General features: G+C 57.9%; 7 protein-coding genes and 1 pseudogene. 5 read left to right on the forward strand and 3 right to left on the reverse strand.

Annotated features, from left to right (window positions below; translation table 11 throughout):
• The 3 genes and pseudogenes from IGS51_RS06990 to IGS51_RS07000 all read left to right on the forward strand — a co-directional run.
• Window positions 1-755, forward strand: a pseudogene (locus IGS51_RS06990) (hypothetical protein); the annotation flags it as partial.
• The gene (locus IGS51_RS06995; protein WP_297077494.1) at window positions 755-895 is read left to right on the forward strand and encodes a hypothetical protein; all 141 of its coding nucleotides are present in this window, start codon (window positions 755-757) and stop codon (window positions 893-895) included. The pseudogene IGS51_RS06990 and the gene IGS51_RS06995, both read left to right, overlap by 1 nt.
• Before the next feature lie 169 nt (window positions 896-1,064).
• Window positions 1,065-2,234: a transaldolase gene (locus tag IGS51_RS07000; protein WP_297077495.1), complete on the forward strand. Its 1,170-nt coding sequence runs from the start codon at window positions 1,065-1,067 to the stop codon at window positions 2,232-2,234.
• 155 nt (window positions 2,235-2,389) lie between these two features.
• Here IGS51_RS07000 and pgk read toward each other — a convergent pair whose 3' ends face one another.
• A complete protein-coding gene (gene pgk, locus IGS51_RS07005) occupies window positions 2,390-3,610 on the reverse strand; it encodes a phosphoglycerate kinase (RefSeq protein WP_297077497.1) in 1,221 nt (406 codons plus the stop codon).
• 253 nt (window positions 3,611-3,863) lie between these two features.
• Here pgk and IGS51_RS07010 point away from each other — a divergent pair, with 253 nt between their 5' ends.
• Window positions 3,864-4,280, forward strand: coding sequence for a universal stress protein (locus IGS51_RS07010; protein ID WP_172353909.1), 417 nt, complete (start codon window positions 3,864-3,866; stop codon window positions 4,278-4,280).
• Window positions 4,281-4,413: 133 nt separating this feature from the next.
• Window positions 4,414-4,644 carry a helix-turn-helix transcriptional regulator gene (locus IGS51_RS07015; protein ID WP_172353908.1) on the forward strand — a complete coding sequence of 77 codons (231 nt, stop codon included), beginning with the start codon at window positions 4,414-4,416 and terminating at the stop codon, window positions 4,642-4,644.
• Window positions 4,645-4,660: 16 nt separating this feature from the next.
• Here the strand turns inward: IGS51_RS07015 and IGS51_RS07020 are convergent, their stop codons facing one another.
• Together IGS51_RS07020 and guaA are read right to left on the reverse strand one after the other, a co-directional pair.
• Window positions 4,661-7,144: a protein kinase gene (locus tag IGS51_RS07020; RefSeq protein WP_297077501.1), complete on the reverse strand. Its 2,484-nt coding sequence runs from the start codon at window positions 7,142-7,144 to the stop codon at window positions 4,661-4,663.
• A 611-nt stretch (window positions 7,145-7,755) separates the two neighbouring features.
• Entirely contained in the window at window positions 7,756-9,303 is a 1,548-nt protein-coding gene (gene guaA / locus IGS51_RS07025; protein ID WP_297077503.1) for a glutamine-hydrolyzing GMP synthase, read from the reverse strand.
• Window positions 9,304-9,747 lie beyond the last annotated feature (444 nt).

A 9,747-nucleotide genomic window follows, 5' to 3' on the forward strand; every position in this document is an offset into this window, starting at 1 on the left:
CGTGGGTGCAGACGGGGCCAGTGGCGATCGCCGCCAATCTCTTCCAGGAAGCCGCGTTGGCCGTGTACTTTCCACCGCCGGAACCCGACCCCCCTCCCGACGCGCCGTTCCCAGGCACAGCCCATCTGCCCCATTCCGCACCCACCCGATCAGGCATTGCCCCGTCCCTCTCGCCGACGATTCCGCCCCATCTGCGCCCCCACTCCCCCGGCGAAATTTTGCTGCAACTCTTGGCAGAGCAGCCCGCAGAGCCATTTACGGAGCAAGTCACCGAGCAATTTACTGGGCAATTTACTGGGCAATTTACTGGGCAACTTACTGGGCAATTTACTGGGCAACCTGCGGAGCGACCGACTCACGTCCCCGCTAACTTCTCCACAGAGGTCATCTCTGCGGAGCGGCTGGCCAACGCAAGGGCGATCGCCCCTCTTGTTCCCACCGCCGACCTGATGCCCGATGCACACAGCGTCATCCTCACCATCAGTCGCCAAGATCCCAGCCCCCTCACGCCCCAGCCCTCCAGCCCTCCAACTCTCCACTCACCAAGCGCTTCACTCCACGAACCCCCTCACGCGACCCCTCAAGCGACCACTGCCCAGCCGCCCTACATCGACACTCCCGCCACCCTCGTCCGCTACGAAAAGCACCCCCTAGAGGCGGTGTTGGACTGGATCGATCGGAGCATTGTCTGGCTGGAAACCAGGCTGGCAGACCTGTGGCGGTGGCTGCGGGGTGAATCGGGCAGCGACTCCTGATGGGAGACAGTTTTCCCGACTCGCTCCAAATCGTGAATCGGAAAGCGGAAAGTCGGGACGGGCGATCGCCCCATCTTTGCCCTACCTTTGTCCCACCTTTTCCCTCTGCTCGCCCCATCCACGCGGTTGCCCAGGCATGAATTCTCCGACACGCAGATTAAGGCTTTCCGTACTCTACAATCCCCATCAGAAATCTCAGAGTAGGATCGGCCTAGACGCAACACCAGACGCTATTCATAGACCGACGGATTAACCGACGGATTCCTTGAAAATCCAACCTGACCCTTTTGAACTTGCCAGGAGAAACGGATGGCAACTTTACTCGATCAACTGCGCGAGATGACGGTCGTCGTCGCGGATACAGGCGACATTCAGGCCATTGAAAAGTTTAAGCCCCGCGACGCAACCACCAACCCCTCGCTGATTACGGCGGCCGCGCAAATGCCGCAATATCAAGAAATTGTGGATGAAACGCTGAAGCAGGCCAAGGCAGATGCGGGATCTGGCGCGACGGACTCGCAGGTGGCCACGCTGGCGTTTGACCGCCTGGCGGTGGAATTTGGCAAGCGGATTTTGGCGATTGTGCCGCAGCGCGTCTCAACCGAGGTGGATGCCCGCCTGTCCTACGACACCGAAGCCACTATCGCCAAGGGGCGCGAACTGATCGCCCAATATGAAGCAGCGGGCATTTCGCGCGATCGCATTCTGATCAAAATCGCCTCCACCTGGGAAGGCATCAAAGCCGCTGAAGTGCTGGAAAAAGAGGGCATCCACTGCAACCTGACGCTGCTGTTTGGGCTGCATCAGGCGATCGCCTGCGCTGAGTCGGGCGTGACGCTGATTTCGCCCTTCGTCGGCCGAATTCTCGACTGGTACAAAAAGGAAACCGGACGGGACTATGCACCCGCCGAAGATCCAGGCGTTCTCTCCGTCACCAAAATCTATAACTACTACAAAAAGTTTGGTTACCAGACCGAGGTGATGGGCGCGAGCTTCCGGAACATTGGCGAGATCACAGAACTGGCGGGCTGCGACCTGCTGACGATTTCGCCCTCGCTGCTGGCGGAGTTGCAATCCACCGAAGGCGACCTGCCCCGCAAGCTCGACCCCGCCAAGGCCGCCGCGATGGACATCGAAAAGATCACCATCGACAAAGCCACCTTCGACAAAATGCACGCCGAAGACCGCATGGCTTCGGAAAAGCTGGACGAAGGCATCAAGGGCTTTACCAAAGCGCTGGAAACGCTGGAAGCCCTGCTGGCCAAGCGGCTGGCACAAATCGAAGGCGGAGCATTGGTGAACCACGCCGCTGAGGATCTGTTCAAAGCCTACGATCTAGACGGCGACGGCTTCATTACCCGCGAAGAGTGGCTGGGCACCGACGCGGTGTTCGACGCGCTGGACGAAAACAAAGACGGCAAAATTACGCCGGAAGAAGTCCATGCAGGGCTGGGCGGGGCGCTGCTGGCCGGCGTTTAGCTGCCCGAACGTTTCCAGTCACTCGCATCCCAAGCAACATCCCGGCGATCGCCCTCCATTGGACGCAACTCGCCGGGATGTTTAGAATTCAGGGTTCGGAAAAGGGGGTTAGGATACCGCAATACACCTGCGACCCAAGCCCCCAACCCCCGCTCCTAAGCTTCGTCAAGCGCCGCAATTCCTGGCAGCACCTTGCCTTCCAGCAGTTCCAGGCTGGCCCCGCCGCCTGTGGAGATGTGGCTCATCTGGTCGGCCACGCCCACTTTTTCCACCGCCGCTACAGAGTCGCCGCCGCCGATGATGGTGGTTGCGCCAGTTTTGGTGATGTCGGCCAGGGTGCGGGCGATCGCCTCCGTCCCTGCTGCAAACTTGTCAAACTCAAACACGCCCATCGGTCCGTTCCACACCACCGTCTTGCAGTCCGCCAGCGCCTCCTGGAACACCTTCACTGAGTCGGGGCCAATGTCCAGCCCCATCCAGCCGTCGGGAATGGCTTCTACGCTGACGGTCTGGGCGTTGGCATCGGGGGCGAAGTTGTCGGCCACCACCACGTCGGTCGGCAGCAGCAGCGCCACGCCTTTCTCTTTGGCCTTGGCTTCCAGCGACTTCGCCAGTTCGATAAAGTCATCTTCCACCAGCGACTTGCCGACGCTCAGCCCGCGGGCCTTGTAGAAGGTGAAGATCATGCCGCCACCCATCAGCAGCTTGTCTACTTTTTCTAGCAGCGCCTCGATCACGGTGATTTTGCTCGACACCTTGGAGCCGCCGATGATCGCCGCTAGGGGACGCTTCGGCTCTTCGATGGCGCTTTGCAGATATTGCAATTCTTTTTCGATCAGGTAGCCCGCGACGGAGGGCTTTAGATAGTGGGTCACCCCTTCCGTCGAGGCGTGGGCCCGGTGCGCCGTGCCAAAGGCATCGTTGACATACAGATCCGCCACCGACGCAAGCTGTTTGGCAAATTCGGGGTCGTTCTTTTCCTCTTCGGGGTGAAAGCGGACATTCTCTAGCAAAATCACCTCGCCGGGCTGCATGGCGGCAACGGCGGCTTCGACCTCTGGTCCAATGCAGTCGCTCGGCTTGGCGACGGTTTGCCCCAGCAGTTCCGACAGGCGGGCGGCAACGGGCGTGAGGCGGTTCTTGTCCGTAACGCGGGACGCAAAGTCGTCGCCCTTGGGACGGCCGAAGTGGCTGGTGAGGATGACTTTTGCGCCCTTGCCAATCAGGTCATTGATGGTGGGCAGGGCGGCGCGGATGCGCGTATCGTCAGAAATGTTGCCCTGGTCGTCGAGCGGTACGTTAAAATCAGCCCGCACGAGGACGCGCTTGCCCTGTAGGTCGTCGGCAGTCAAATTTGCTAGAGTTTTTTTGGACACCGCTATATACCCCCTCAAGTAAGTCTTTTTACCTATTACCTATTGTAAAACGTCAGGGCTTGCTAACAGAACGGGGCTGAGCGCGACTCTTTCTCTACAAAAACTTTTCACTGCTGCGGGAGTCTATAGGTTTTACTTATAGACCCGCCTGAGCAACATTGATAGGGGCGATCGCCCTTGCTCTGTCAGCCCGCTGACGTTTCTCCACACCACCCATCACTCTACCGAACTCTGCGTCCCTGTGAGGCGTGTCATGTTTAAAACCGTTTTGTTTCCAGTCGATCAAAGCCGCGAGTCTCGCGAAGCCGCCGACGTGGTGGCCAATGTCGTCAAAACCTACGGCAGCCGTCTGGTGATTTTGTCGGTCGTGGAATCGCTAGATGAGGAAAAAGTCCCCACAGCCGCCGATTTGGAAATGACTTCTCCAGAGGCGATCGCCGAATTGCTCAAAAATGCCAAAGCCCTGTTTGCCGAGCAGGGCCTCGACGCGCAGGTGATGGAGCGAGCGGGCAAACCCGCCTTTACCATCTGCGACGTGGCCGACGAAATTGGCGCAAACCTGATCGTCATGGGCTGTCGGGGGCTGGGGCTGACGGATGAGGGAGCCGCCGACAGCGTGACCAACCGCGTGATTAACCTGTCGCCCTGTCCGGTGCTGATTGTGCCGTAGGGTTTAACGCATTGGCTCTTCGCTTTTATGTAGGACTGTAGGACAGCAATCGATCCATATCTGGATCGATTGCATCATATCAGAAGCGTTCCACAAGAGGAGCTATCAGTTATGTTTTTCTGACACGAATCGCATGAGTAAGGCGGGATTAGCGCTCAAGCAGGTTCTCAAAAGCTATGGCATCACGCAGTACAGAATTTCTCTAGAAATGGGCATTTCCCGCTCTAATATTCATCGCTGGATCAACGAGCAGGCCGACCCAGCAGGCGACGCTATTCTAGACATTCGCGACGCGCTGCAAAAGATTGACCCAGCAGCGGCCGAGATGTTTATCCAGCTTTACTTACAAAACGATAGCCCCTAGTGTTTACATCAAGGGTTTACATCAAAGGCTTCAGGCGTTGCCGAAATGCTGCTGCCGCTTGGGGATTGGGGATTTTCGTGGCGATCGCCTCCACCAGTTCCGCCGCGCCTACGTTTGGATGTCGAGCCACCACATCCCGCAAGACAAGTCCTGCCATTGGGCCAATCGCCTCCGAGAGCGCCTGACGGCACTGCGTCAAAAATGGCTCATCCACCGCTGCGCCCAGTGCAGACTCCTGGGGCGGACGCTGGGGGTTGGGCACGGCTTCGTCCGTCGAAACGGGCGGCGGCGGGGGGTCGGGAGCGTCCAACAGAGCGGCGATCGCCCGATTTTGCATACGGCTGCGAAACTGGCTTGCCTGGGCAGGGTTGGGAATTCTCGTGGCGATCGCCTCCAGCAGCGCCTCTGCCGATAGCCCCGTTTGCTTGGCCAGCACCGAGTCCAGCAGCAGTTTCGCCATCGGGCCAATACACTCCGCCAGTTCCCGACGACACGCCTCCAGCCAGAGCGCAGGCACACGGGGCTGGAGCGGGGGAACGCTGGTGTCTGCCAGCGGCATTTCAATCGTGTGCTGGAGTGTGGCGGGCGGCGGTTCAGTAAAAGGCGACTCCGTTGCGGCGGGCGGCTCGGTCAACCGATCGTCGTCAAACCGAGCGTCGTCAAACCGAGCGTCGTCTGGCGCAGACGGAGACAGGGGGATCGACTCCTCTACCGCATATTCAGGAAAATCCTCCGCTTCGGCATCCAGCGACGGAAACGACGTTCTCCAAACCGCATCTTCGGCAGCACCAGGCTGAATCGCAGAGATACCAAACAGCACTTGCGGAATAGGCGATGAATCAGGGGGCGACTCAGGAGGCAACTCAGGAAGCGACTCAGGAGGCAACTCTGGCGGTAGACTGTCAAGACGCTCGAAAGACGCTGATTCTGCTGACCGTGCCGACTCTCCTGGCTCCGCCACCAGCGAATCAAACGCACCCCGAAACCGATCGAGGTTTTGCATCAGGTCTTGGAAAAACGCCGACTGCACAATTTCATCCACCTGTCGCTGGCGCTTGCTCTGGTCTAAATCGATTTGCACCTCGATCAGGCGGTCTTCGTTGACCTCTGGCAGCGACAGCGCCCGCAGATCGCTCAGCACCTCCCGCGCCGTCTGGTAGCGATCCTTCGGCTTTTCCGACAGCAGCCGATCGAGAATCCGCATGAGGCGATCGCTCACGTCGGCATACTCACGCCAGCGCCACTCCAGCGACGTATGCTCCATCAGCACGCTCAGATCTTGCCCCGTCAGCAACACCACTGCACTCACCCCCAGCGCATACAGGTCGCTGCACGGGTAGCATTGCCCCATGCGAATCTGCTCTGGCGGCGAATAGCCAAACTTTCCCACGACCGATGCCTGAGCGCTGCCCGGACTGCTGCCTGCCGCCGAGAGAATCTGGCTGACAGTTTGCTTCACCAGCCCAAAGTCGATCAGCACCGGATGGGTCTGACCATTCGGCAGCATGATGTTTTCGGGAGAAATGTCGCGGTGCAGAATATTGATGCCATGAAGATACTCCAGCACAGGCAGCAAATCGCAGAGCCACTGCACAATTTCCGCTTCTGAAAACGGCGGCTCTCCCCGCCGCTGGCGCTCTTGCAAAAGCTGGCCGTAGGTCTTGCCATCGATGTACTCTTGCACAAGAAACAGCCGCCCCCGATCCGTCAGCCAGGCCAAAAACCGGGGAATCTGCGGATGATTAATCTGATACAGCACCCGCGCCTCGCGCTCAAACAGTTCCCGCGACTTTTGCACGACATATTCTGTGCGGCTGGCAGGTACAAACTCCTTTAGCACGCAGGCATCGCCAAAGCAGTGTTCATCAGATGCAAGATACGTCCGCCCAAAGCCGCCCTGTCCTAATACCCGCTGAATTCGGTAGCGGCTGTTGATCAGCGTGCCCAGGGTCAGTTCCGATTCTTCTATGGGGCTGCCGCCTGGGGTCACGCTAGCTGGAATCGCAGGCGTAATCTGGTATGCCTGAATGGCTTCTTGCAGGTTCTTGAGCTTCAGCGACCCCACATAGGACGCGCTCAGGGAAATCCTCGATTTTACAGAGTCGTAGACCGCCTGAGACATACAGATGCCGCGTGGGGCGGCTTCTTCCTGGAGCCGCGTAGCCACGGTCACCGCCTGTCCAGTCACGTCGTTCGACTGCACAACGACCTCGCCCAGGTGGATGCCGATGCGATGACTCAGCACATCGTCTTCAGGGAGTTCTTGCAGAAGCTGTGCCATTGACCGCTGGATGGCGATCGCACAATTCACTGCCCGCTCGGTGCTGACGAAATACATCACCAGCCCATCTTCCTGGGCTTTCAGCACGATTCCTTCAAACTGCTGGCAAAGCTGGCGCATTTTTTGCAAGTCGCGCCGAATCAGGCTGAGGGTATGTTCTGGGTCGTCGGCCATGCGCGAGTTATAACCCACTGCATCCGTGACCAGCACAACAGCCATGGCACGCTGACCCGAATTAGACGGACTCGGTTGTGGGGAGGCTCCAGCATCCATAGCCAGCACAAAGGGAACGAGATAAACCAGAATAATTGCAGAACAGACCAGACAACAAAACCGAAAGCCGATGGCAGACGCTCTGCTTCCACTCTACCGCTGTTCTCTCTTTGTGTCGGTCAGGATCAGTTGGTCAACCCTTAGAGATATGGAAGAGATATGGAGAGATCGGGTGGAAATCGGGTGAAAAAGCGGGTGAAAAGACAGAGCGATCGCCCCCAATAGGGCAATGCTCTTATCATAGAAATATAAGTAAAAATACAAAAACTGTCCCCCTTTTCCACACAAAAAGGGGGTTTTCCACAGATATACAGAGCTTTTCCACAGAAGCCTGTGGAAAAGTAGTACCTATGTTCAAGCCTGGATTCAAAACTGATGCATTGAAAAGGGAATGCGAGATGCTGACAAAAGCAGGCCCGCCCAATTCAGAATCAGCGGGCGATCGCCCTCCCCAGTCAGCGCTTTGGTAGCCCCGCCGCGCCTACTATCTCGCCTAACCAACAATCCAGATTTGCTCCCAAGTCAAATGGCATTAAAGCCAGCGTGCTAAGACTCACCTACTCCCACTCAATCGTTCCTGGCGGCTTAGAAGTAATGTCATATACAACCCGATTCACACCCCGCACCTCATTCACGATGCGATTAGAAATCGTTTCCAGCAGGTCATACGGAGCGCGTGACCAGTCGGCCGTCATGCCATCTTCACTGGAAACAAACCGCAGCACAATGGGGTAGGCATAGGTTCGCTGGTCGCCCATAACACCCACACTACGGATCGGCAGCAGCACCGCAAACGCCTGCCAGAACATACTGTAGGTGCCGCTGCGGTTCACCTCTTGGCGCACGATCAGGTCAGCATCCCGCAGAATATCCAGCTTCTCAGCCGTGACTTCGCCCAGGATGCGGATTGCCAGACCAGGGCCAGGGAACGGGTGACGGTTGACGATTTCTTCCGGCAGCCCAATGGAGCGGCCCACCTTCCGCACTTCGTCCTTAAACAGCTTCCGCAGCGGCTCCACTAGCTTGAACCGCAGGTCTTTGGGCAAGCCGCCGACATTGTGATGGCTCTTGATTTTTACGGCGACGCGCTCACCGGTTTGCGGGTCTACGTTTGTGTCTGCCGACTCGATTACGTCCGGATAGAGCGTGCCCTGCGCCAGATAGTCAAAGGGGCCGAGCCGCTTGGATTCTTCTTCAAAGACGCGGATAAATTCGTGACCGATCCGCTTTCGTTTTTCTTCGGGATCGGTCACGCCCTTAATGCGTTCCAGAAACCGCTCCCGTGCATTGATGTATTCCACTGGAATGTGGAACTGCTCTTGAAACAGCTTGACCAGGCGCTCCGGCTCATATTTCCGCATGAACCCCTGGTCGATGAACATGCAGGTCAGTTGGTCGCCGATCGCCCGATGCAGCAAAAACGCCAGCGTGGAGGAATCGACCCCGCCTGACAGCGCCAGCAGCACCCGCTTGTCGCCCACCTTAGCGCGAATTTCTCGAATGGTTTCTTCGACGAAGGCCGCCGTTGTCCAAGTGGGCTGACATTCGCAAATGTGATAGACGAAATTGCGGATCAGGGCCTGTCCGCCGAGGGAATGCACGACTTCGGGGTGAAACTGTACGCCGTAGAGTTTGCGCTCGTGGTGGGCGATCGCCGCACAGGGCGTGTTTTCGGTATGGGCCAGCAGTTCAAACCCTTCCGGCATTGCCGTCACCGAGTCGCCGTGGCTCATCCACATGGTCGTGCCGTCTTCTACGTTGGTCAGCAGGTCGGTGGGATCATCGATAAACAGCGCTGCTTTGCCATACTCACCGCGCTCAGCCCGCTCCACGCCGCCGCCAAGCTGCTGCACCATCAGTTGCATCCCGTAGCACACCCCCAGGATGGGGATGCCCAAGTTCCAAATTTCGGGATCGCAGTGGGGGGCCCGCTCGTCATACACCGAGCTGGGCCCACCCGACAGGATGATGCCTTTGGGGCTGAGTTGCCGAATTTGCTCCGGGGTGGTGCGATAGCTTAGCACCTCGGAATAAACCTGGGTTTCGCGAATGCGGCGGGCAATTAGCTCGGAGTATTGGGAGCCAAAGTCCAGAATGACGATCATCTGGCGGGTAAGATGGGCGGACGGTTCGGCGGTGGGGGAGAGGGAATCAACTTGGGGAGTCACGGTAGATCCTGGAGAAAACGAAGGGGTAGGAAGCAGATACCAAACGGCTAGAGCAGTGGAATAAAGAGGGATAAAGTCGCAGGGCGAAGCACGAAACGTCAACAAACAGCTTTTGTCGCCGGACTCAACTTGCCGGACTCAACTTGCCGGACTCAACTTGCCGGACTCAACTTGCCGGACTCAATTCGCCAGACTCAATTCGCCGGACTCAAAACGCTAAGGGTATGGGATTCTGAGGCGGCAAAGCTGGTAATAAAGGCACGCAAGTCTAACGTGATGTGCAACGTTCAATCTGCCCTCATCCCCAACCCCTTCTCTCAGGTCAGGAGAAGGGGAGCCGGATTGGAAGTCCCTCTCCCGCTTTGGGAGAGGGATTTAGGG

It is taken from the genome of Thermoleptolyngbya sp. M55_K2018_002 (assembly GCF_015295965.1).
Taxonomy (GTDB): domain Bacteria; phylum Cyanobacteriota; class Cyanobacteriia; order Elainellales; family Elainellaceae; genus Thermoleptolyngbya; species Thermoleptolyngbya sichuanensis.